Origin of the sequence: Cellulomonas palmilytica (assembly GCF_021590045.1) — a bacterium.
In the GTDB taxonomy this organism is placed as follows: Bacteria; Actinomycetota; Actinomycetes; order Actinomycetales; family Cellulomonadaceae; genus Cellulomonas; species Cellulomonas palmilytica.
Window position 1 is genome coordinate 2,058,250 of record NZ_CP062221.1, and the last position, 21,867, is coordinate 2,080,116.

General features: G+C 75.0%; 19 protein-coding genes. 10 read left to right on the forward strand and 9 right to left on the reverse strand.

Annotated elements, in window-relative coordinates:
* Positions 1–212 precede the first annotated feature (212 nt).
* The 3 genes from clpX (at position 213) to F1D97_RS09415 (ending at position 3,303) form a co-directional block, all read left to right on the forward strand.
* Positions 213–1,478 carry an ATP-dependent Clp protease ATP-binding subunit ClpX gene (clpX, locus tag F1D97_RS09405; protein ID WP_236120267.1) on the forward strand — a complete coding sequence of 422 codons (1,266 nt, stop codon included), beginning with the start codon at positions 213–215 and terminating at the stop codon, positions 1,476–1,478.
* A 103-nt stretch (positions 1,479–1,581) separates the two neighbouring features.
* On the forward strand, positions 1,582–1,932 hold the full coding sequence (locus tag F1D97_RS09410) for a chorismate mutase (RefSeq protein ID WP_317618983.1): 351 nt from the start codon (positions 1,582–1,584) through the stop codon (positions 1,930–1,932).
* A gap of 168 nt (positions 1,933–2,100) precedes the next feature.
* Entirely contained in the window at positions 2,101–3,303 is a 1,203-nt protein-coding gene (locus F1D97_RS09415) for a baeRF2 domain-containing protein (RefSeq protein WP_236120269.1), read from the forward strand.
* Between the two features lie 19 nt (positions 3,304–3,322).
* On the opposite strand, the gene F1D97_RS09420 is transcribed toward F1D97_RS09415, so the two are convergent.
* The 3 genes from F1D97_RS09420 to valS all read right to left on the reverse strand — a co-directional run bounded on the left by F1D97_RS09420 (position 3,323) and on the right by valS (position 8,866).
* The gene (locus F1D97_RS09420) at positions 3,323–5,143 is read right to left on the reverse strand and encodes an AMP-dependent synthetase/ligase (protein WP_236120270.1); all 1,821 of its coding nucleotides are present in this window, start codon (positions 5,141–5,143) and stop codon (positions 3,323–3,325) included.
* A 96-nt stretch (positions 5,144–5,239) separates the two neighbouring features.
* Positions 5,240–6,109, reverse strand: a complete 870-nt coding sequence (locus F1D97_RS09425) for an aldo/keto reductase (protein WP_236120271.1) — start codon at positions 6,107–6,109, stop codon at positions 5,240–5,242.
* A 105-nt stretch (positions 6,110–6,214) separates the two neighbouring features.
* A complete protein-coding gene (valS, locus tag F1D97_RS09430; RefSeq protein WP_236120272.1) occupies positions 6,215–8,866 on the reverse strand; it encodes a valine--tRNA ligase in 2,652 nt (883 codons plus the stop codon).
* Positions 8,867–9,035: 169 nt separating this feature from the next.
* Here valS and F1D97_RS09435 point away from each other — a divergent pair, with 169 nt between their 5' ends.
* From F1D97_RS09435 to F1D97_RS09450, 4 genes are all read left to right on the forward strand, one after another.
* Entirely contained in the window at positions 9,036–9,329 is a 294-nt protein-coding gene (locus F1D97_RS09435; protein WP_236120273.1) for a hypothetical protein, read from the forward strand.
* The gene (locus tag F1D97_RS09440; protein WP_236120274.1) at positions 9,326–10,882 is read left to right on the forward strand and encodes a hypothetical protein; all 1,557 of its coding nucleotides are present in this window, start codon (positions 9,326–9,328) and stop codon (positions 10,880–10,882) included. The genes F1D97_RS09435 and F1D97_RS09440 overlap by 4 nt, the downstream gene beginning before the upstream one ends.
* On the forward strand, positions 10,879–11,541 hold the full coding sequence (locus F1D97_RS09445; protein ID WP_236120275.1) for a hypothetical protein: 663 nt from the start codon (positions 10,879–10,881) through the stop codon (positions 11,539–11,541). Before F1D97_RS09440 ends, F1D97_RS09445 begins: the two co-directional genes overlap by 4 nt.
* 77 nt (positions 11,542–11,618) lie before the next feature.
* Complete coding sequence (locus F1D97_RS09450) at positions 11,619–12,269, forward strand: hypothetical protein (RefSeq protein WP_236120276.1); 651 nt, start codon at positions 11,619–11,621, stop codon at positions 12,267–12,269.
* Between the two features lie 106 nt (positions 12,270–12,375).
* Here F1D97_RS09450 and F1D97_RS09455 read toward each other — a convergent pair whose 3' ends face one another.
* Positions 12,376–12,924, reverse strand: a complete 549-nt coding sequence (locus F1D97_RS09455; protein WP_236120277.1) for a CGNR zinc finger domain-containing protein — start codon at positions 12,922–12,924, stop codon at positions 12,376–12,378.
* 126 nt (positions 12,925–13,050) lie between these two features.
* On the opposite strand from F1D97_RS09455, the gene F1D97_RS09460 reads away from it, so the two are divergent.
* The 3 genes from F1D97_RS09460 (at position 13,051) to cofE (ending at position 16,031) form a co-directional block, all read left to right on the forward strand.
* Complete coding sequence (locus F1D97_RS09460) at positions 13,051–14,103, forward strand: EamA family transporter (protein ID WP_236120278.1); 1,053 nt, start codon at positions 13,051–13,053, stop codon at positions 14,101–14,103.
* 139 nt (positions 14,104–14,242) lie between these two features.
* Positions 14,243–15,214, forward strand: a complete 972-nt coding sequence (locus tag F1D97_RS09465; RefSeq protein ID WP_236123553.1) for a TIGR03557 family F420-dependent LLM class oxidoreductase — start codon at positions 14,243–14,245, stop codon at positions 15,212–15,214.
* A 7-nt stretch (positions 15,215–15,221) separates the two neighbouring features.
* On the forward strand, positions 15,222–16,031 hold the full coding sequence (gene cofE / locus F1D97_RS09470; protein ID WP_236120279.1) for a coenzyme F420-0:L-glutamate ligase: 810 nt from the start codon (positions 15,222–15,224) through the stop codon (positions 16,029–16,031).
* Positions 16,032–16,113: 82 nt separating this feature from the next.
* On the opposite strand, the gene F1D97_RS09475 is transcribed toward cofE, so the two are convergent.
* The 5 genes from F1D97_RS09475 to F1D97_RS09495 form a co-directional block, all read right to left on the reverse strand.
* Positions 16,114–17,937: an HNH endonuclease signature motif containing protein gene (locus F1D97_RS09475; RefSeq protein ID WP_236120280.1), complete on the reverse strand. Its 1,824-nt coding sequence runs from the start codon at positions 17,935–17,937 to the stop codon at positions 16,114–16,116.
* 84 nt (positions 17,938–18,021) lie between these two features.
* Entirely contained in the window at positions 18,022–18,603 is a 582-nt protein-coding gene (locus F1D97_RS09480; protein WP_236120281.1) for an HhH-GPD-type base excision DNA repair protein, read from the reverse strand.
* Between the two features lie 32 nt (positions 18,604–18,635).
* Positions 18,636–19,487 carry an ATP-binding cassette domain-containing protein gene (locus tag F1D97_RS09485; RefSeq protein ID WP_236120282.1) on the reverse strand — a complete coding sequence of 284 codons (852 nt, stop codon included), beginning with the start codon at positions 19,485–19,487 and terminating at the stop codon, positions 18,636–18,638.
* Positions 19,478–20,521, reverse strand: coding sequence for a putative F420-0 ABC transporter permease subunit (locus F1D97_RS09490; protein ID WP_236120283.1), 1,044 nt, complete (start codon positions 20,519–20,521; stop codon positions 19,478–19,480). The genes F1D97_RS09485 and F1D97_RS09490 overlap by 10 nt, the downstream gene beginning before the upstream one ends.
* Before the next feature lie 8 nt (positions 20,522–20,529).
* Complete coding sequence (locus F1D97_RS09495) at positions 20,530–21,582, reverse strand: putative F420-0 ABC transporter substrate-binding protein (RefSeq protein WP_236120284.1); 1,053 nt, start codon at positions 21,580–21,582, stop codon at positions 20,530–20,532.
* Positions 21,583–21,867 lie beyond the last annotated feature (285 nt).

Below are 21,867 nucleotides of genomic sequence, written 5' to 3' on the forward strand. Positions count from 1 at the left end.
GCGCCAAAACGTTTCGTACGGGCAAGAGTGCCCAGACGAGCGAGGACACGCCGCGACACGATGCGGGGTACGCCTGACACGGTGCGCGGCGTAGTGTCCAATGGGACACCGGCGTCGACGCACGCAGTGCGACGAGGCAACCGGACGGCACCAGCCGACCGACGCAGGACGCAGGCCGCGAGGGGCGGCGCAGGGCGAGGAAGGGACGAGACGTGGCTCGGATCGGGGACGGTGCCGACCTGCTCAAGTGCTCCTTCTGCGGCAAGTCCCAGAAGCAGGTCAAGAAGCTCATCGCCGGGCCTGGCGTGTACATCTGCGACGAGTGCATCGAGCTGTGCAACGAGATCATCGAGGAGGAGCTCGCCGAGGCCAACGAGACCGGCCTGGTCGAGCTGCCGAAGCCGCGCGAGATCTTCGCGTTCCTCGAGCAGTACATCATCGGGCAGGAGTCGGCGAAGCGCGCCCTGTCCGTCGCCGTGTACAACCACTACAAGCGGATCCAGGCCGGCGAGGGCGTGCGCAACGCCGACGACCAGGTCGAGATCGCCAAGTCGAACATCCTGCTCGTCGGCCCCACGGGCACGGGCAAGACGTACCTCGCCCAGACGCTCGCGCGGATGCTGAACGTCCCGTTCGCGATCGCCGACGCCACGGCGCTGACCGAGGCCGGCTACGTCGGCGAGGACGTCGAGAACATCCTCCTCAAGCTCATCCAGGCCGCCGACTACGACGTCAAGAAGGCCGAGCAGGGCATCATCTACATCGACGAGATCGACAAGATCGCCCGCAAGAGCGAGAACCCGTCGATCACGCGCGACGTCTCCGGCGAGGGCGTGCAGCAGGCGCTGCTGAAGATCATCGAGGGGACCACGGCCTCGGTCCCGCCGCAGGGCGGGCGCAAGCACCCGCACCAGGAGTTCATCCAGATCGACACGTCGAACGTCCTGTTCATCGTGGCGGGGGCGTTCGCGGGTCTGGACGACATCATCGCGGCCCGGGCGCGCAAGCGCGTCGTCGGGTTCGGCGCACCGCTCGTCGACAACCACGAGGAGGGCGACCTCTTCTCGGAGGTCCGCCCCGAGGACCTGCAGAAGTACGGGCTCATCCCCGAGTTCATCGGGCGCCTGCCCGTCGTCGCCGCCGTGGGCCGGCTCGACCAGGACGCGCTCGTGCGGATCCTCACCGAGCCGCGCAACGCGCTCGTCAAGCAGTACCAGCGGATGTTCGAGATCGACGGCGTCGAGCTCGAGTTCGAGGACGACGCGGTCGCCGCGATCGCGGACCAGGCCCTGCTGCGCGGCACCGGCGCGCGCGGGCTGCGGGCCATCATGGAGGAGGTCCTCCAGCAGGTCATGTTCGACGTCCCGAGCCGCGACGACGTCGCCCGCGTGCTCATCACGCGCGACGTGGTGCTCGAGAACGTGAACCCGACCCTCGTGCCGCGTGAGAAGCGACCGCCCCGCGAGAAGAGCGCCTGACCCGCTCCGCCCGCGGCCTAGGATCGCGAGCGTGACCGACGCGAGCCGCCCCGCCGAACCGGACCTCGAGAGCGGGGGAGCGCCCGCGGGCGAGCCCTCGGGCATCCCGCCGGAGCTCGCGCGGCTGCGGCACAGCATCGACAACATCGACGCCGCGCTCGTCTACCTGCTCGCGGAGCGGTTCAAGGCGACCAAGCAGGTCGGCGTGCTCAAGGCGCAGCGCGGCCTGCCACCGTCCGACCCGGGCCGCGAGGTGCGTCAGGTGGCGCGCCTGCGCGAGCTCGCGCAGCAGGCGGACCTCGACCCGGTGTTCGCGGAGAAGTTCCTGGCGTTCATCGTCGAGGAGGTGATCCGCCACCACGAGGCGATCGCGCAGGACCGAGGGCACGACGCCGGGGACGAGCCGCAGGGCGAGGCCGGGCACGAAACCGCAGGTGGCGGCGCCCCGTCGTGACGGCCCCGCGGCGACCTCGCACACGGCCCTCGCCAGGGGTGGCGGGGGGCGCGAACGTGCGGTTGGTTAGGAGTGGTCAGCGAGGCTCGAGACGCGCAGCCGCTGCTGTCGGCGTCCCGGGCACCGTCCACTGCACGGCCCACCTCGTGGGCCGAAGGAGGTTGCCGCATGGACCTGCACTGGCTCAAGCCGCTGCTCGGCCGGACGTCGCCGTTCATCACCGTGTTCCTCGACGCGACGAGAGCCGAGTCGGCGGGGGAGTCGGAGGCGGCGGACCGGTGGAAGGCGGCGAGGCGGTCGCTCGAGCGCGACGGCGCGCCGGGTGCCGTGCTCGACGAGATCGCCGACCTGGTCGCGGTGCCGACCGGGGTGCGAGGACCGCACGGCCGGGTCGTCGTCGCGGACGGCCACGGTGTCCTGGTCGACCGTGTCGTGGCGGAGCCGCCCGCGCAGACGGTCGCGACGTTCGGCCCCGTGCCGGACCTTCTGCCGGCGGTCCGGGCCGCCGACGAGGCGGTCGCGCTGCTCGTCGTCTCCGTGGACCGCACGGGCGCGGACCTCGTCTGGAAGTCCGCGGGCGGTCCGCGCCCCGGGACGGGCGAGGACGGGGAGCCGCTGCACGAGACCGTGGAGGGCGGCCACGACGACGTGCACAAGACCCGGGAGAACGGGCTGTCGCGCCGCGGCCAGACGCGCGCCGAGGACTCGTGGCAGCGCAACGCCGAGGAGGTCGCGGCGTTCCTCGACAAGCGGGTCGCGGAGCGCACGCCCGAGCTCGTCGTGCTGACGGGTGACGTGCGCGCGGTCGCGCTCGTGTGCGAGAAGGTCGGGCAGCAGGTGCGCGAGCTCGTCGTCGAGGTGCCCGGCGGCTCGCGCGGCGCGGGTGCCAAGCCGGACGCGTTCGCGCAGCGCGTGCACGCCGCGGTCGACGAGCTGCGCGCGAAGCGGCGCCGGGCCGTGCTGGACCGGTTCGGGCAGGCGCTCGGGCGCGGGGAGGCCGCGGTGACGTCCCTCGACGACGTCGTCGAGGTGCTGCGCCGGGGCCAGGTCGCCGAGCTCGTGCTCGGTGAGGCGGCGCTCGGGACCCTGCAGGAGCGCGAGGTGCTCGTCGGCCTGCAGCCGCTCGAGCTCGCGACCAGCCAGGCGGACCTCGACACCCTGGGCGTGGCCGAGGCGCGGCGCTACCCGGCCGGTGTCGCGCTCGTGCGGGCCGCGCTCGCGCAGGACGCCGGCGTGACGTTCTCCCCCGACGGCGCCGCCGACCTCGTCGACGGTGTGGGGGCGCTGCTGCGCTGGTCCGACGAGTCGACGCCCAGCGAGCAGCTGCTCACGCAGTCGGCGGACGCGCGGCGCGTGCGCGCGATCCCGTAGGGGACCCGCCCGGGTCGCGTCAGTCCTTGGTCGCGCGGGTGTCGGTGTAGAGCTCCTCGATCGTGTCCGCGAAGTCCGCGAGCACACGCGCGCGCTTCACCTTGAGCGACGGCGTGAGGTACCCGTTCGCCTCGGTGAGGTCCGTGGGCAGCACCGTGAACTTGCGGATGGACTCGGCGCGCGAGACCGCCTCGTTGGCGCGCGCGACCGCGCGGTCGAGCGCCTCGAGCACGGACGGGTGCGCGCCTGCCGTGACGGCGTCCATGGCGGGCAGGCCGTGGTTCGCGAGCCAGCCGGGCAGCATCTCCGCGTCGAGCGTCACGAGCGCGCCGATGAACGGCCGCTGGTCGCCGACGACGACGACCTGGCTGACGATCGGGTGCCCGCGCAGGCGGTCCTCGAGCACCGCGGGGGCGACGTTCTTGCCGCCCGCGGTCACGATGATCTCCTTGGATCGGCCCGTGATGCGCAGGTAGCCGTCCTCGTCGAGCGAGCCGAGGTCGCCCGTGCGGAACCAGCCGTCGACGAGCGCGACCTTCGTCGCCTCCTCGTCGTGCCGGTACCCGCGGAACACGTGCGGGCCCCTGATCCAGATCTCGCCCGTGTCGTCGACGCGGACCTGCGTCCCGGGGAACGCCGGTCCGACCGTGCCGACCTTCGTGAGGCGCGGCAGGTTGACCGCCGTCGGCGCGGTCGTCTCGGTGAGCCCGTAGCCCTCGAGGACGCGCACGCCGATGCCCCGGAAGAAGTGTCCGAGCCGGTCACCGAGCGGAGCGCCGCCGGAGATCGCCCACTCGACGTGCCCGCCGAGCGCGGCGCGCAGCTTCGCGTGCACGAGCCGGCCCGCGAGGCGGTGCTGCGCGCGCAGCGACGCACTCGGGCCCTGCGGGGTGTCGAGCGCGCGCGAGTACTGGATGGCGACCTTCGCCGCCCACCGGAACACGCGCAGCGACGCGCCCGTGCCGGCCTTCTGCTCGGCCGAGTTGTAGACCTTCTCGAACACGCGCGGCACGGCCAGCAGGAACGTCGGGTGGAACGCCGCGAGGTCGGGCAGCAGGTTGCGCGTGTCGGGCGTGTGCCCGAGCACCGCGCCCGAGGGCACGCACAGCACCTGGATGAACCGCGCGAACACGTGCGCGAGCGGCAGGAACAGCAGCGTGCGGGAGTGCGGCTGCGCGTACACCTCGCCGAGGTCGTCGATGCCGAGCAGGCAGACCGCGATGAAGTTGCCGTGCGTGAGCTCGACGCCCTTGGGGCGGCCCGTGGTGCCGGACGTGTAGATGACCGTCGCGAGGTCGTCGCGGTCCGCCAGCGCGCTGCGCCGCTCGATCTCGGCGTCCGGGACGTCGCGGCCCGACAGGACGAGCTGGTCGAGCGCGCCCGCGTCGATCACGAGGACCTCGCCGAGGCCGGGCAGGTCGTCGCGCACGCTCTCGACGACGCCCGCGTGCGCCTCGGTCTCGGCGACGAGCAGGCGGATGCCCGCGTCCGCGCAGATCCACCGGACCTGCTCCGCGGAGTCCGTCTCGTAGACCGGCACGCCGACCGCGCCCGCGGCCCAGGTCGCGAAGTCGAGAACCGTCCACTCGTACCGCGTGCGCGACATGATCCCGACGCGGTCCCCGGGGGCGATGCCGCGCGCGACGAGCCCCTTGGCGACCGCGGTGACCTCGGCGACGAACGCGCGCACCGTCACGGGTGTCCACGCCGAGCCCATGCCCGACGAACGCTCGGCGAACGTGCCGTCGGGGTCGCGCGCCAGGCGCTGCGCGAGCATCCCGGGGATCGACCGGGGGGCGTCGGCGGGCAGGGTCCTCGTGGGCTGGGTGCTGGCGGACATGTCTCTCTCCGTGGGGGTACGACGAGACCCTATCGCTCGGTTACCGGTCGGTAGCCGAGGTGCGCCCGGTCCTCGCGGCACGGCCCCGGCCCGGGGTCACAGCTCCTCGTAGACCGCCGGGTCCTGGCCGTTCGTGCGCCCGTCCGGCCGCGACAGCCCGCTGATCGCCGCGACCTCGTCGGCCGACAGCGCGAAGTCGAACACCGCCAGGTTCTCCCGCCGGCGCTGCGCCGACCCGGACTTCGGCAGCGGGACCGCACCCAGCTCGACGTGCCAGCGCAGCACCACCTGGCCGGGCGTGCGGCCGTGCGCCCGGGCGATCTCCTGGATCACCGGCTCGTCCAGCAGCGGGCCGCGGGCCAGCGGGCTCCACGACTGCGTGAGCACGCCGCGTGCGTCGTCGGCGCCACGCTGCTCGGGCTGCGCGAAGTGCGGGTGCAGCTCGACCTGGTTGACGCTCGGGAGCTCACCGGTGACGCGCTTGAGGGAGTCGAGGTGCTCGGGCAGGAAGTTCGACACGCCCACCGAGCGGATCAGGCCCGCGTCACGCAACGAGAGCAGCGCCGCGAACGCCTCCGCGTACAGCCCGCGGCCCGGGTTGGGCCAGTGGATGAGGACCAGGTCCCAGTGGTCGAGCCCGGCGCGCAGCAACGACTCCTGCACGGCCGTGACCGCGTCGTCGTGCCGGTGGTAGCGGCCCGGCAGCTTGGACTGCAGCACGAGCTCGTCGCGCGGGACGCCGGACTGTCGCACGCCCGCGCCCACCGCGCCCTCGTTCTCGTAGTTGTACGCGGTGTCGATCAGGCGGTACCCCGCCGCGATCGCGTCCGCCACCGCGTCCCGGCCGGCGAACCCCTTGAGCGGGTAGGTGCCGAACCCGATCGCGGGCAGCACGAGTCCGTCGGCGAGAGTGCGGGTGGGGATGTCCTCGGGGGCGGTGGGGCGGCTCGTCGAGGTGTCGGTCATGCCCCGCACGCTACGCCCGGACCGGCCGGGCGGGCACGACGAGAGCGCCGCCCACCCGTGGGGGAGCGGCGCTCTCGGCGTTCCGGCGCGGCGAACCGCGTGGCGTCAGGACCCGCGCTTGACCGGCTCGCCGAGCTGCGCGTCGTGCGCGACGGCCTGCTCGACCTCGCCGGCGACGAGCTCGAGCGGGCCCGTGGCGCGGCCCGCGGCGCGCACGTCGTCGAGCGCGGCCTCGACGTCGCCGAGCTGCGCGGCCGGGACCTCGAGGCGCGCGGCGAGGATCTCGGTGCGCATCGAGACCTTCGCCTCGGACTTCACCTTGCGCAGCGCGGCGAGCGCCGCGCCGGCGGCGGTCACGGTCGCGAACGACGCGTCACCGGTCGCGGTGCGCAGAGGCGCCGAGGCCGGCCACGGCGCGCGGTGCACCGAGCCCTCGCGCCACCACGACCAGACCTCCTCGGTCGCGAACGGCAGCACCGGCGCGAGCAGGCGCAGCAGCACGTCGAGCGCCAGGCACAGCGCCGTGCGCGCGCTGTCGGCACCCGCGCCCTCGCCGTACGCGCGGTCCTTGACGAGCTCGAGGTAGTCGTCGCAGAACGTCCAGAAGAACGTCTCGGTGAGCTCCAGCGCGCGCGTGTGGTCGTAGGACTCGAGCGCGGCCGTGGCCTGGTCGACGACGTCCGCGAGGCCCGCGAGCATCGCGCGGTCGAGCGGCACGGTGACGAGCGCAGGGTCGAGCGACGGCGCGGCGTCCTCGGCGCCGAACGACAGCGCGAACTTCGACGCGTTGAGCACCTTGATCGCGAGGCGGCGGCCGATCTTCATCTGGCCGATCTCGAACGCCGCGTCCGTGCCGAGCCGCGCCGACGCCGCCCAGTACCGGACCGCGTCCGAGCCGTGCTCCTCGAGCAGACCCATGGGCGTGACGACGTTGCCCTTGGACTTCGACATCTTCTTGCGGTCCGGGTCGAGGATCCACCCGCTGATCGCCGCGTCGCTCCACGGCAGCGAGCCGTGCTCGAGGTGCGAGCGCACGACCGTCGAGAACAGCCACGTGCGGATGATGTCCTGGCCCTGCGGGCGCAGGTCCATCGGGAAGACGCGCGCGAACAGGTCCGGGTCGGAGCGCCAGCCGCCCGCGATCTGCGGGGTCAGCGACGACGTCGCCCACGTGTCCATGATGTCCGGGTCGCCGATGAAGCCGCCCGGCACGCCGCGCTGGTCGGCCGTGTAGCCCGCGGGCACGTCGGACGACGGGTCGATCGGGAGCTGGTCCTCGGACGGCACGAGCGGCGCGTCGTAGACCGGCTCGCCGTCCGCGTCGAGCGCGTACCAGACCGGGATCGGCACGCCGAAGAACCGCTGGCGGCTGATGAGCCAGTCGCCGTTGAGGCCGCCGACCCAGTTCTCGTACCGGACCTGCATGAACTCGGGGTGGAAGTCGAGCTCGGCGCCGCGCGCGAGCAGCGCGTCGCGCAGCTCGGCGTCGCGACCGCCGTTGCGGATGTACCACTGGCGCGAGGTGACGATCTCGAGGGGCTTGTCGCCCTTCTCGTAGAAGTTCGCCTTGCGCTGCGTGGCGGTCGGCTCGCCGTCCAGGTCGCCGCTCTCGCGCAGCCCGGCGACGACGGCCTCGCGCGCCGAGAACGTCGTCTTGCCCGCGAGCTGCGCGAACACCTCGCGCCCCTGCTCGGACGTGATCCACTCCGGCGTCTCGCGCAGCAGGCGTCCGTCGCGCTGCACCACCGAGCGCGTCGGAAGCTGCAGCTCGCGCCACCACTGCACGTCGGTGAGGTCACCGAACGTGCAGCACATCGCGATGCCCGCACCCTTGTCCGGCTCGGCCGCCGGGTGCGCGAGCACCGGGACCTCGACGCCGAACAGCGGCGTGGTCACCGTGCTGCCGAACAGGTGCTGGTACCGCTCGTCGTCGGGGTGGGCGATGAGCGCGACGCACGCGGGCAGCAGCTCGGGACGCGTCGTCTCGATGTGCACCGGGCCCTCGGCGCCGTGGAACGCGACGCGGTGGAACGCACCCGGGTAGTCCCGCGCCTCGAGCTCGGCCTGCGCGACCGCGGTCTGGAACGTCACGTCCCACAGGCCCGGCGCCTCGGCCTGGTAGGCCTCGCCGCGTCCGAGGTTGCGCAGGAACGCCTGCTGCGCGACCGCGCGCGACTCGGCCGAGATGGTCTGGTACGTCATCGACCAGTCGACCGACAGGCCCAGCCGGCGCCACAGCGCCTCGAACTGCCGCTCGTCCTCGACCGTCAGGCGCTCGCACAGCTCGACGAAGTTGCGGCGGCTGATCGGCACCTGGTCCGACGCCTTGATGGTCTTGCCGTCCGTGCCCTCGTGGGGCGGCGTGAAGTCCGGGTCGTACGGCAGCGACGGGTCGCAGCGCACGCCGTAGTAGTTCTGCACGCGGCGCTCGGTGGGCAGACCGTTGTCGTCCCAGCCCATCGGGTAGAACACCTCGGCCCCGCGCATGCGGCGGAAGCGCGCGACGACGTCGGTGTGCGTGTACGAGAACACGTGACCGACGTGCAGGGACCCGGAGACCGTCGGCGGCGGGGTGTCGATCGAGTAGATCTCCTCGCGCGACCGCGTCCGGTCGAACGAGTACGTCCCGAGCTCGGCCCAGCGCTGCGACCAGGTCTCCTCGATCCCCTCGAGGCCGACCTTGTCCGGTACACGACGGCCGGGTGCGGTCGTCGGGACGTCGGGCCGGGGGGTCGCCGGAGGGGTCAGGTCGCTCATGAACGCCTATCTTCCCAGACGACGAGCGCAGCCTCGCACCGCTTTCGCGGGCCGGACCGCGCGGGTGTCCGCGGGTATCCGTCGCGCGTCGCCGGGCTCCTGCTCGTCGAGGCCCCGACGCCCGGCGCGCTCTGCGAGGATGGCGGGCGCCGGACGCGCGAGGAGTGACATGGGCGACGACGAGGTCGAGCTGCAGGCGGCGGCCGTGCGCGCCATGGCGACACGGTTCCGCACCGCCGGGACGACGCTCGCGCGCGCCCGCGAGGCGCACGAGGACGCCACGCGCGCGCCGGTCGAGGCCCTCGCCGCCGCGCACACGCGCGTCGCGCAGCGGTGGACGCAGGGGCTGCGGGTCGCCGCGGCGGCGCTCGTCGAGGTGGGCAACGAGCTCGACGCGTGCGTGCGGGCGTCGAGCGACCGTGACGCCGCGACCGCCGTCGAGTTCCGGGGGATCCGGCCGTGAGCCCGCGCGAGCAGCCCGCCTACGCGCCCGTCGTGCGCGGGCTGTGGCGCACGCTCGACAAGGTCGACGAGGCCGGGTTCTCGCTCAACCCGCTCGAGGTCGTGCAGAACGTCAAGGCCGCGGGTGCGCTCGTCGCGCAGGCGCGCCGCGCCGCGTCGCAGGCCCCGCCGGGAGACCCCGACGAGAGCCGTCGCGCCGCCGCCGCGTGGCGCGGGCTCGAACGCGCGCTCGTCGACGCCTCGGGGGACGTGTCCGACGACCGCTCGCGACGCCGCACCGTCTGGACCGGCACCGCCGCGCGCGCCTTCGACGCGACCGCGCGCACGCTCGAGGACCGGCTCACGCAGGCAGGCGTCGGCGCTCGTCGCGCCGCGGCCGCGCTCGAGGCGCACGCGTCCGCGCTCGAGGCCGCGCAGCGCCGGCACGCCGACGTCGCCGGCTCGCTCGCGCGGGCCCGCGACGACGTCACGCAGGTCCCGCCGCAGCTCGACGACTGCGTGCGGCACCTGCGCGCGGCCGTCACGGCCGCGATCGACTCCTGGCAGGCCGCCGGCGCGGCCGCCGACGCGTGCGAGGCCGAGCTCGCGGCCGTCGAGGCCGCCATGCCGTTCCCGGACGGGACCGCGCCCGGCACGCGCGCGCTCGACGGGCTGGGCCAGCACGACGTCGGCGCCGGCCGCCGTCCGCTCGTCGGCGACGTCCTGCGCCGCGCGCGAGACCGGTACGACGCGCTGTCGCCGGCCGACCGCGCCGCGCTCGACGCGCTCCTGGCGGCCGCGCGCTCGCAGCGGCACCGCGCGTGGCTGCTCGCGACCCTCGCCGCCGGGCACCCGCTCGTCGTCGTGGACCGGCTCGCGGCCCGCCTCGCGACCGTGGAGGACCCCGACGCGCTGCTCGACCCGTCACGCCTGCTGCGCGAGCAGGCCGGATCGTCGTACGCCGACCTGCGGGCGCTGGGCGACGACGACGCCCCGCTGCGCCAGTCCACGGGCACCACGTGCGGCTCGTCGTCGCTCGTGTACGCCCGGCTCCTGCAGGACCCCGCCGCCGCCCTGCACGTCCTGACCGGCTACGACCCCGTCACCGGCTCGACGCAGGACGGCACCGCCGCCTCGCGGTTCCACGAGCAGGAGGCCGCGATGAAGCGGCGCACCGACGACCCGCGCCTGCACCCCGACCGCGAGGGCTCGCGGCGCTCCATGCCGTGGATCCCCGCGCTCGGGACCGCACCGTGGGCCGCCGCCGAGGAGCTCGAGACCATGTCCGGCACCGGGTACGGCGTGCACCTCGTCGACCAGGACTCGCAGCAGGACACCGCCGAGGCGTTCCGCACCGCCGTCGAGGCCACCGATCGCGGGCACCCCGTCGCGCTGTTCATCGGCGACGAGGCCTCGCCGCGGCACGTCGTGCTCGTCTACGGGCACGGCGACGGCACCCTCGACGTGTACGACCCCGCCTACGGCGTGCACACCGTCATCACGCGCGACCAGCTCGTCTCGGGCGGGTTCTCCGTCGCCGGCTGGGACCGGCCGTGGGCGGTGATCGCTCCGTGAGGTCCCGGGCGCGTGCGGCGGCCGTCGTCGCCGCCGCGGCGGGCGTTGCTGCGCTCGTCCTCGGGCTCGTCCTCGCGCTCGGGGCCTGCGTGCCCGGCTCGCCCGACGACCAGACGACGGACGTCGACGTCGCGCGCTACCAGCAGCTCGCCGCGGACCCGTGGCTCGGTGCGACCGAGCTGGGCGTCGGGCGCTGGGTGTTCGGCACCAACCGGCAGTTCCGGGGTGGTCACGCGGCGTTCACGCGCACCATGACCGGCTCCGTGCGTGCCGTGCTCGACGCCGAGACGGCCGCGGCCGCGCGCGTCGGCTGGGACGTCGTCGGCGCGCGGTGCCCGGGCGAGGACGTCGTGCACCCGTGGCGGTACGCCGTGACCGTGCGGCTCGCGCGCCCGCTCCCGGACGGGTCGGCGGCGTTCGCGACGATCGGCGTGCTCGCGGACTCGCCGCTGGGCGCGGCGCCCGATCCCGGCGACCCGACCGTCGTGCGGACCGTGCGCGGCTCGGCCGCCGTGGCGCACCACGCGGACCCGGCGGTCGAGGTCCCCGACGCGCTCGGGACCGGCGCGCTCGGGTCGCTCGCGTGCCTCGGCGGGGCGGGCGGGACGAGCGTGGGGGACACCGCCGCGCTGCACGTGGCCGCGGGAGCCGGCTCGTGACGCGCGTGCGGGGCTCCGCCGCGCCGATGCGGCGGCCGGGACGACCCGTGCGGGTGCTGGCTCGGGTCCTCTCTGGGATGGTCGGTCGGGTCGTCGGTCGCGCGGTCGCGGCCGGGATCGCGGCGATCGGGATCGTCGCGGTCGGCCTCGTGGGGCTGGCGGGGTGCGCGGACCGAGGGCCGAGCACCCGCGACGTCGCCCGTGCGCTGGGCGACCAGGCGTGGCCGGGCGGGACGGTCGAGGTCCCGCGGTCGCCCGGCGGACGCGCGTACGGGCGTCCGACGACCGCGCGGTCGAGCGCCGTGGCCGGCGCGCCGTGGCAGGCCGTCGCCGACGAGGTCGGGCGGGCCGTGGACGCCGGGTGGGTGCCCGTCTACGCGCAGTGCGCGGGACCGCGGGACTCGGTGCGGGTCGATCTCGTGCGGGCCCTCGACGAGAAGCGCGCGCAGGGGGCGATCGCGGTCGCCACGGTCGCGACCGTCCCCTCCGTCGCCGGCGGCTTCGAGCGCGGCGAGGAGTCGGCGGCGACGACGACGCTCACGGTCGAGGCCGTCGCGCCCGCCGCGCAGGACCTCGCCGACCCGGTGCTCCTGCCGGACGCGCTGCGCGCCGTGCCTCAGGGCATCGACCCGGGCGCCTGCCTCGACGGACCGCCCGCTCACGACGCACGCACGTGGGTGGGGAGCCCCGCGTGGATGCCGGCGACGGGAGGACCGCTCCCGCGCTGACGCGCGGCGGGCGGTCGGGCGGCCGTCGCGTGGGCTCGTGCGTCCGCGGAGTTGGGCGTCGCGTGGAGTCGGGCGTGGCGTGGTCTCGAGCGGGTCAGGCTCAGGCTCAGGCGTCGCGGTGGCGTGCGCGGTACGCCGCGACGTGGGCACGGTTGCCGCAGTTGTTGACCTCGCAGAACCGCCGCGAGCGGTTGCGCGACAGGTCGACGAGCACCGCGCGGCAGTCCTCGCCCGCACAGCGACGCATGCGCTCGTACTCGTCGGACCGGATCACGTCGACGACACCCATCGCGGTCTCGACCAGGATCACCGTCGCGAGCGGGGCGTCCGGGACGGTCGCGTGCAGGTGCCAGTCGAGCGCGTCGTGCCGGGTGAGGAACGGCACCGCGTCCGACTCGCGCAGGATCGCGTTGACCAGGTGCGCGGCCTCGTCGCGCTCGACGTCCCACAGGTGCGCGACCTGGTCGCGCGCCGCGCGGACGTCGCGGAGCTCGGCCTCGTCGCCGTCGTGCCGGACGCTGTAGCCCCAGCGCTCGTAGAACGCGCCGAGGTCGGCGACCGTCGACATCGCGTCGCGGCCGTCGCGGCGGCGCGCGGTGTTCACCAGGTCGACCGCGGCCGAGAGGTTCGCCTCGGTGTCACGAGCGAAAACCACATTGACTCCTGTCGTCGGCGGACGTACCGTCGCGTGATCCGTCCGTCATGAGCATAGGAGCGCTTCGCTCCTGACTCGGCGGGCGCGAGGTCAGGGTCGGACCGGACGAGTGTGAAGGGTGTACCTGTGGCTGGGCACACGCGCGTGGGCGCACGCGGCCTCGGCATCACCGCGGGCCTCGTCGCCGCGCTCGCGTTCGCGACCAGCGGGCCCGTCGTCAAGCCGCTGTTCGCCGCAGGGTGGACACCCGGAGCGGCCATCGTCGTGCGCCTGTGGCTCGGCACCCTCCTGCTCGCCGGCCCCGCCGCGTGGGCGCTGCGCGGACGCTGGCGCGTGCTGCGCACCGACTGGCCGACCGTCGTCGGGCTCGGCCTGCTCGGCGTCGCGGGCGCCTCGGCGCTCTACTTCCTGGCCGTCGACCGGCTCCCCGTCGCCGTCGCGCTGCTCGTGGAGTACACCGGCCCGCTCCTGCTGCTCGCCTGGTCGTGGCTGCGCAGCCGCCGCACCCCCGCACGCGCGACGCTCGTCGGCGCCGCGCTCGCGACCGGCGGGCTCGTGCTCGTCCTCGACGTCACGGGCACCCTCGAGCTCGACGCGCTCGGCCTCGCGTTCGCGTTCGCCGCGGCCGTCGGCAACGCCGCCTACTTCGCGCTCACCGCGCGGCCGCTGGCCCTGCCGCCCGTCGCGCTCGCGGGCAGCGCCATGCTCGTCGGTGCGCTCACCGTCAGCCTCCTCGCGCTCGTCGGCGTCCTGCCCGTCGCCGCGCCGCTCGTCGACGTGACGCTGCTCGGCGCGCACGTGCCGTGGTTCGTCCCGCTGCTCGTCGTCGGCGCCGTGCCCACCGCCTTCGCCTACGGCGTCAGCGCCGTGTCCGTGCGGCTCCTCGGCGACCGGCTCGCGTCGTTCCTCGCGCTCGCCGAGGTGCTGTTCGCCGTCCTTCTCGCGTGGGTCCTGCTCGACGAGACCCCGATGCCCGTCCAGGCCGCCGGCGCCGTGCTGGTCGTGGTGGGCGTCGCCCTCGTCCGCACCGGGGCCGCGTCCGACGGCGAGCTGCGGGACGGGCTGACGACCACCCGCGAGGCGGACGTCGCCCGGTCGACGACCGCCGGCGAGGACGCCACCTCCCGGCCCGGCGCCGAACCCGCACCCGCGCACGCCGAGATCGCCACCGTGCCGTGACGCGGACGCCCGGCCTGCAGGGTTAGGGTCGAACGCGCACCGGCCGCGCTGCCCGCGGCCGCGAGACGAGGACGAGGACCACGTGACTGGTGTGACGACTGGTGTGACGGCGAACGGCCTGACGGTCGGGTACGCGGCGATGCTCGAGCAGTTCCACCCCACCGAGGCGGTCGCGCTGTCCGCGTACGCCGAGGAGCACGGCTTCTCCGGCGTCATGGCCGCCGACCACTTCCAGCCGTGGGTCCCCGCGCAGGGGCAGGCCGCGTTCGTGTGGAACGTGCTCACCGCCATCGGCGAGCGCACGACCGGCGACATGGGCCCCGGCGTCACCGCGCCCACCTTCCGCTGGCACCCCGCGATGGTCGCGCAGGCGTCCGCGACGCTCGCCGCGATGTACCCCGGCCGGCACTGGCTCGGGCTCGGCTCCGGCGAGGCGCTCAACGAGCACATCACCGCGCAGTACTGGCCCGAGGCGCCCGAGCGGATCAACCGCATGTTCGAGGCCATCGAGATCATCAAGAAGCTCTTCGGGGGCTCGCTCGCCGGCAAGGACGTCAAGCACTCCGGCGAGTTCTACAAGCTCGAGTCGACGCGCCTGTGGACGATGCCGGCCGAGGCACCGCCGATCCTCGTCGCCACCGCCGGACCCATCACCGCCAAGCGCGCCGGCCGCCACGCCGACGGGCTCATCACCGTCGGGGCGCCGCTCGAGAAGATCGAGGGGCTGTTCACCCGGTTCCACGACGGCGTGCGCGAGTCCGGCCGCGACCCGCAGGCGCTGCCCAAGGTCCTGCAGCTCCACCTGTCCTGGGCCGAGACCGACGAGCAGGCGCTCGCGAACGCCATGCACGAGTGGCCCAACGGCGGCATGAAGTTCCCCAAGGCCGACATCCGCTCGCCGTTCGAGTTCGAGCAGATGGCCCGGCTCGTGCGCCCCGAGGACTTCGACGGCCGCATGGTCATCTCCTCCGACCCCGACGTGCACCGCGCCGAGATCCAGAAGTACGTGGACCTCGGCTTCGACCGCATCTACCTGCACAACGTGGGCCGCAACCAGCGCGAGTGGATCGACGTGTTCGGCGAGCAGGTCCTGCCGAAGCTCGTGCGGTGAGCGCGCTGTGAGCGGAGACGAGCTGCGGGTGTGGGCGCCCGCCGGACTGCGCGAGGTCGTCCCGGGCGACGACCTCGTCGCGCTGCTCGTCGACCTCCTGCGCGACGACGCCGCCGCGCGCCCCGACCGCGCGCTCGCCGACGGTGACCTGCTCGTGCTCACCTCCAAGGTCGTCTCGAAGGCCGAGGGGCGCGTGGTTGCCGCCGACGACCGCGAGCAGGCCATCACCGACGAGACCGTGCGTGTCGTCGCGACCCGCGAGCACGCGGCGGGCGTGACCCGGATCGTCGAGAACCGACTGGGCCTCGTCATGGCCGCCGCGGGCGTCGACGCGAGCAACACCCCCGAGGGCACGGTCCTGCTGCTTCCCGTCGACCCGGACGCGAGCGCGCGTGCCGTCCGCGCCGGGGTCACGTCCGCGTTCGGCGTGCGCGTCGGGGTGCTCGTGACCGACACCGCCGGGCGGCCGTGGCGCGACGGCGTCACCGACATCACGATCGGCGCCGCCGGTGTGCGTGTCCTCGACGACCTGCGCGGCGAGGCCGACTCGTTCGGCCGCCCGCTGACGATGACCGTCACCGCCGTGGCCGACGAGGTCGCCGCGGCCGCCGAGCTCGTCAAGGGCAAGGCCGAGGGGCGGCCCCTCGCGATCGTCCGCGGCCTCGCCGACCACGTCCTCGACGACGACGACGGTCCCGGCGCCCGCGTGCTCGTGCGCACGGGGGAGCAGGACATGTTCCGCCAGGGCAGCGCCGAGGCCTACGCCCAGGGCTGGAAGGACGCCCTGGACGCACGTCCCGAACCCGAGGCTCCCTGACCAGGCTGGGTGCCCGACCGGTCCACGACCGGCCCACGACCGGCCCACGACCGGCCCCGACGCCACCTGACCGGGCTCCGCCTCACCTGATCGGGCTCCACCGAGCGGCATCCGCCGCTCCTCGCCGCTCGCGACGCCCCGAGTCCTCACGACGCTGCGCCGACGCAGGCGCGTTGACAGCCGCTCCCGTCCGGTCACGGAAGACGTACCTGGCGGTCGGCGGTGCGCCGGCCGCTGGCTCGGCACCCGACGCCGAGGGCTCGCCCGGCGGGTGGGCCGTCCGGGCGATCGTCAGGTCCTGCTCGTGCACGTGGTGGTGATGGTGGCTGCACAGCAGCACCGCGTTCGCGAGGTCGGACCGCCCGCCGTCGCGGTGCCACCAGCGGATGTGGTGGACCTCGCAGAACCTCGGGACGACGGCGCAGCCGTTCCACGCGCACATCCGGTCGCGCGCGACCAGCGCGGTGCGCTGGGCGGGGGTGAACATCCGTCGTGTCCGGCCGACGTCGAGCGGCAGCCCGCGCTCGTCCATCACGACGCGCGTCATGGCGCAGTCGCACAGCGCGGCGGCGAGCTCGGTGCGGCTGAGCACGGTCCCGTCCTCGGTCGTGGCGGGCGGCACCGTGGTCGCCCCCTCCTCGGCCGTGGCGAGCGGCACCGTGGTCGTCCCGTCCTCCGTGGCGGCCGGCGGCATCATCACCCCGGTGCGTTCCTCCAGCGTCTGCTGATGCGCCAGCCCGGGAGAGTCGCACCGGTCCGCACGCGCGCCTCCGCCGGTCCGGCCTGCGCGGCGTCCCTGCTGTCGTCGGACCTCGGCCCACGTCGCTGCCGGCACGAGGAGGGTCACCTGCGCCACCGGGGCGCTCGCGGTCCCGCGGACCGTCTCGCCGTCGCGAGCCACCGCGGGACTCTCGACGGCGCCGTCCCGGGCTGCCGGGGCGTCGTCGTCGCAGCCGCCCCGGCGCGCGACGCGCTCGCTCGTCGTCCCGCCGCCCGCCTCGCCACCCGCCTCGCCGCCCGCCTCGCCACCCGCCTCGCCACCCGCCCCCGCCTCGCCGACGGACACCGTCCCGGTGACCTCGTCGGACACGCGGCCGCCGACGCGCAGGGTGTGCTGGGCGAGGGTCGTCAGGGCGTCGGCGCGGGCCTGCTGGTGGGTGCGCTCGTCGTCCTCGCGGTGCCCGGTGGCGTCGAGGGCGCGCGCAAGGATCTCGCCGCTCACCGGGTCGAGACGCCCCTTGAGGAACGTGCCCTCGGGGTAGTGGGTCACGTGCAGGAACCGCGCGCGCCGGGCGGCTGCGCGGGTGTCCTCGAGGTGGTCCTGGTCGTGCGCGGCCACGAGGGCGGCGAGCGACCGGGAGAACTCGCGGACCTCGGTGCCGCGCGCGAGCTCCACGACCTGCGCCTGCGTCGCGTCGTCGCGCAGCACCGAGGCCACCGTCTCGCTCGCGCCGTGCAGCGTGCGTGCGAGCACGTCCGCGTGCCTGACGGGCATCACGTTGTGCCCGACGGCCTCCCGCACCTGCCCGAGCTCCGCGAGCGCCTGCGCGGTGCCGACCTCGCGCGCCGCCTGGAACCGCGACGCGCCGGTCAGTCGCGCCCGCGTGTCGAGGAACGCCCTCTCGCCGCCGACGGCAGCCGCCGCGTCGCGCTGCGCGACGAGCACGGGGGAGCGCAGCGTCGCGACGACCCCCGGCACGTGGTCGAGGACCCGGAGCACCCGGGCGCGCACCGCAGGGCTCCACGCCGCCGCGCCGCGCGCCCGAGCACCGACGTCCGCGAGCTGCGTGACCACGGACTCGAGCGACGCGAGCACGGCCTCGCCGTCCTCGTCGGGACCACACGCGGGGGGCAGGCCACGCACGACGGCTGACCCGCCGACCTCGACCCGACCATCCTCGAACATGTGTTCGATCCTACGCGGAACCGGACAACCCGGTCGTCGTCGTCCACAGTCCGGACGCCATACCCGGCGAGCGGCGGGCCGGTCTCAGCGCGCCTTGCTCGCAGCCTTGGCCGCCGCCTTCGCGGCCTTCTTCGTCTCACGCACCTGCGCGAGCGACTCGGCGTCCGTGACGTCCGCGATGGACCGCCGCGACCCCTCCTCGCCGTACGCGCCCGCGACCTCGCGCCAGCCCGCGGGCTGGACGCCGCGCTGCTTGCCGAGCAGCGCGAGGAAGATCCTGGCCTTCTGCTCGCCGAACCCGGGCAGGGCACGCAGCCGCTTGAGCACGGTCGCGCCGTCCGGGTCGCCGTCGGTCCAGATGCGCGTGACGTCGCCGTCGTACTCGTCGACGACCGCCCGCGCGACGGCCTGGATGCGCCCGGCCATCGAACCCGGATACCGGTGCACCGCGGGCGGCGTGGCGCACAGCGTGGAGAACTCGTCGGGGTCCGCGTGCGCGATCGCCTCGGGGGACAGCGTGCCGAGCCGGTCGAGGATCTTCGCGGGCCCCGCGAACGCCGCCTCCATCGGGTACTGCTGGTCGAGCAGCATCCCGACGAGCAGCGCGAACGGGTCGGTGTCGAGAAGCTGGTCCGCGGCCGCCTCGCCGGTCATCCAGAGCGCCATGCGTGCCATTGTTCCCGGGTCGGCGTCGGGCGTCACGCGCGTCCGGTGAGCGCGATGACCGGGCGGCCGGTGCGCGGGTGCACCAGGACGTCCGCGTCGACGCCGTACACGTCCCGCAGCAGCGCGGGCGTGAGCACGTCGGCGGGCGGCCCGGCGGCCACGAGCCGGCCCTCGCCCAGCACGAGCACGTGCGCGCAGAACGCGGCGGCGAGGTTGAGGTCGTGCAGCGCGGCGACGGTGGTGACCCCGAGGCCCGCGACGAACGCGAGCAGCGAGAGCTGCGCGGACACGTCGAGGTGGTTGGTGGGCTCGTCGAGCAGCAGCAGCTCGGGCTCCTGCGCGAGCGCCCGGGCGATGTGCACGCGCTGGCGCTCGCCGCCGGACAGCGTGGACCACGCGCGGTCGACGAGGTGCGCGGCGCTCGCGGCGTCGAGCGCGCGCAGCACCGCGTCGTCGTCGGGGTCCGTGCCCCACAGGGAGCGGTAGGGGATGCGGCCGAGCGCGACGACCTCGCGCACCGTGAGCGGGACGCTCGCGCTGGACTCCTGCTCGAGCAGCGCGACGCGCCGGGCGCGCAGGCGTCGGTCGAGCGTGTGCACGGGCTGGAGGCCACGGTCCGGCGAACGGTCCGGCGAACGGTCCGGCGAACGGTCCGACGAACCGTCCGACGACGAGGCCTCCGACGCATGCGGCCCCGCGGGCACGAGCACCGCCCCCGCGTCCGGCGGCAGCAGCCCCGCGACGAGCCGCAGCAGCGTCGTCTTGCCCGCACCGTTCGGCCCGAGCAGCCCGGTCAGCGCACCGGCCGGGGGAGTGGCGTCGACGCCGTCCACCACCCACCGCCCGCCGAGCCGCACGCCGACGCCCGAGATCGTCAGCTCCACGCCGTCACCCGTCCCCGCCGCAGCAGCACGGCGAACACGGGCACGCCGACCATCGCGGTGACGATCCCGACGGGCAGCTCGCGCGGCGCGAACACGGTGCGCGCGAGCGTGTCGGCCCACACGAGGAACGTCGCGCCGGTGAGCGCGGCGACGGGCAGCAGCCGCCGGTGAGTGGGTCCGGTGACCACGGACACGGCGTGCGGGAGGATCAGCCCGACGAACCCGATGGCGCCGCTCACGGCGACCATCGCGCCGGTGAGCAGCGCGACGAGCGTCATGAGCGTCCAGCGGGTGCGGTCGACGTCGATGCCGAGCGCGGCGGCGGCGGTGTCGCCGAACGCGAACGCGTCGAGCCGGCCGCCGGTGACGACCAGCACGGACCCGACGACGAGCAGCGCGGACCCGGCGATCGCGACGGACGGCCAGGTGGCGCCCGCGAGCGAGCCGAGCAGCCAGGACAGGATCTCGCGGTAGGAGTCGCCGGTCGCGGTCCAGAAGATGACGAACGACGTGCCGGCCGCCGCGAGCTGGGAGACGGCGAGACCGGCGAGGACGGCGCGCGTGGGCGTGACGGACCCCGCGGTGCGCGCGAGCGTGAGGGTCGCGACGAGCGCGGCGATCGCGCCGGCGAACGCGGCGACTGGCAGCAGCAGGGACACGCCGACGACGAGCACGGCGACGGCCCCGAGCGACGCGCCCGACGAGAGCCCGAGCAGGTACGGGTCGGCGAGCGGGTTGCGCGTGAGCGACTGCATCACGGCGCCGGCGATCGCGAGCCCTGCGCCGACGGCGGCCGCGGTGAGCACGCGCGGCGCGCGCAGGTCCCACACGATCGCGTCGTGCAGCGCGGGCACGTCCCCGACGAGCCCGAGGTGGTGCCCGACGACGCGCGCGACCTCCCCGACGCCGAGCGAGGCGGGTCCGATGGTCACGGTCACGAGCAGGCTGACGACGAGCAGGAGCAGCCCGCCGACGACGAGCGCGACGAGCGGCGGTCGCCGCGGCGGGGAGTCGGTCCTGGTCGCGCGTGCCACCCGGCCCGTCAGCCCCCGATCCCCAGCGCGCGCGCCTGCTCGACGATCGACGCGACGGTGTCGGCGTTGCGCACGCCGGCCTCGCTCGCGGCGAACGGCACGACGACGTAGCGCTCCTGCTGCACGGCCTCCAGCGCGGCGGTCGCGGGGTTCGCGGCGAGCGCGGCCTTCTTGTCGGCGGCGGTGTTCCACGTCGAGTCGACGAGGACGAGCACGTCGGGGTCGGCGGCGACGACCTGCTCCCAGCCGACGGACGTCCACGTGTCGCGGACGTCGGCGAACACGTTGGTCAGCCCCGCGGCGTCGAGCAGCATCGCGGGCGCACCGATGCCCGCGCCGACGAACGGCGTGTCCGTGCCGGAGGACCACCACACGACGCTCGCGCCGCCGAGCGGCTCGACCGCGTCGAGCGTGGCCTGCTGCGTCGCGACGACCTGTTCGGCCGTCTCGCGCTCGTCGAGCAGCTCGCCCGCCTCGAGGATGTCGGCGAACACGTCGGCGAACGTCAGCGGGTCCGGCTGGTAGCCGGGCTCCTTGCAGGCCGACGGCGCGACGTACGTGCCGATGCCGTAGCCCGCGAGCGTGTCGCGCTCGCCGACGCCGTCCGCGGAGAAGTTCGACTCCCACCCGCCGATGACGAGGTCGGGCTCGACCGCGAGCAGCGCCTCCTGACCGGGCACCTTGTCGGAGATCACGGGCACGTCGGCGAGCGCGGGCGCGAGGTCGGCGGGCGGCGGCCCGTCCAAGAACGCGGTCCCGACGAGGCGGTCGGCGGCGCCGAGCGCGGCGACGAGCTCGGTGGTCGACGACTTGATCGTGACGATGCGCCGCGGCGCGGCGTCGATCGTCACCTCGGTGCCGCAGTTGTCGACGGTGACGGGGTACGAGGCGGGCGGCGCGTCTGTCGACGCGGTCGTTGCGGTCGTGGCGGCGGCCGTGGTCGGGCTCGCGGCGTCCGACGAGCTCCCGCACGCGGCGAGCAGCAGCAGCGGGGCGGCGAGGACCGCGCCCGTCAGGCGGTGGGGCCGAGGACGACGGCGCGGGTGGACGGGCGTGGGCATGGGTCTCCTCCGGTGGGCGACACGCCGCGCACGCCGTCGGGCGCGGAGCAAGGGTGTGTCGGCGCACGTCGCGCCGCGGAGGACCGTCCCAGTCGAGGGCGGTGCGACCTGGTCGAACGTCCGACCCGGTTCCGTCGCAAACCCTAAGGAGCCCCGGCCCGCGCACGCAAACCCCTGCCCGCGCGGGTGCCGCGGGCGGAGGCGACCGGCTCGCGGGTGTCCACGTCGTGAGCAGCCCGCGCGGCACGTGCGCGCCGCCCCGCGCTCGTCGTACCGTGCGACCGA

Bases quoted from the DNA above. Each gene is read 5' to 3' on its own strand.
- F1D97_RS09415 (WP_236120269.1), top strand. From the start codon at position 2,101: ATGGACCTGCACTGGCTCAAGCCGCTGCTCGGCCGGACGTCGCCGTTC.
- F1D97_RS09420 (WP_236120270.1), bottom strand. From the start codon at position 5,143: ATGTCCGCCAGCACCCAGCCCACGAGGACCCTGCCCGCCGACGCCCCC.
- F1D97_RS09425 (WP_236120271.1), bottom strand. From the start codon at position 6,109: ATGACCGACACCTCGACGAGCCGCCCCACCGCCCCCGAGGACATCCCC.
- valS (WP_236120272.1), bottom strand. From the start codon at position 8,866: ATGAGCGACCTGACCCCTCCGGCGACCCCCCGGCCCGACGTCCCGACG.
- F1D97_RS09435 (WP_236120273.1), top strand. From the start codon at position 9,036: ATGGGCGACGACGAGGTCGAGCTGCAGGCGGCGGCCGTGCGCGCCATG.
- F1D97_RS09450 (WP_236120276.1), top strand. From the start codon at position 11,619: ATGGTCGGTCGGGTCGTCGGTCGCGCGGTCGCGGCCGGGATCGCGGCG.
- F1D97_RS09465 (WP_236123553.1), top strand. From the start codon at position 14,243: ATGCTCGAGCAGTTCCACCCCACCGAGGCGGTCGCGCTGTCCGCGTAC.
- F1D97_RS09475 (WP_236120280.1), bottom strand. From the start codon at position 17,937: ATGTTCGAGGATGGTCGGGTCGAGGTCGGCGGGTCAGCCGTCGTGCGT.
- F1D97_RS09480 (WP_236120281.1), bottom strand. From the start codon at position 18,603: ATGGCGCTCTGGATGACCGGCGAGGCGGCCGCGGACCAGCTTCTCGAC.
- F1D97_RS09495 (WP_236120284.1), bottom strand. From the start codon at position 21,582: ATGCCCACGCCCGTCCACCCGCGCCGTCGTCCTCGGCCCCACCGCCTG.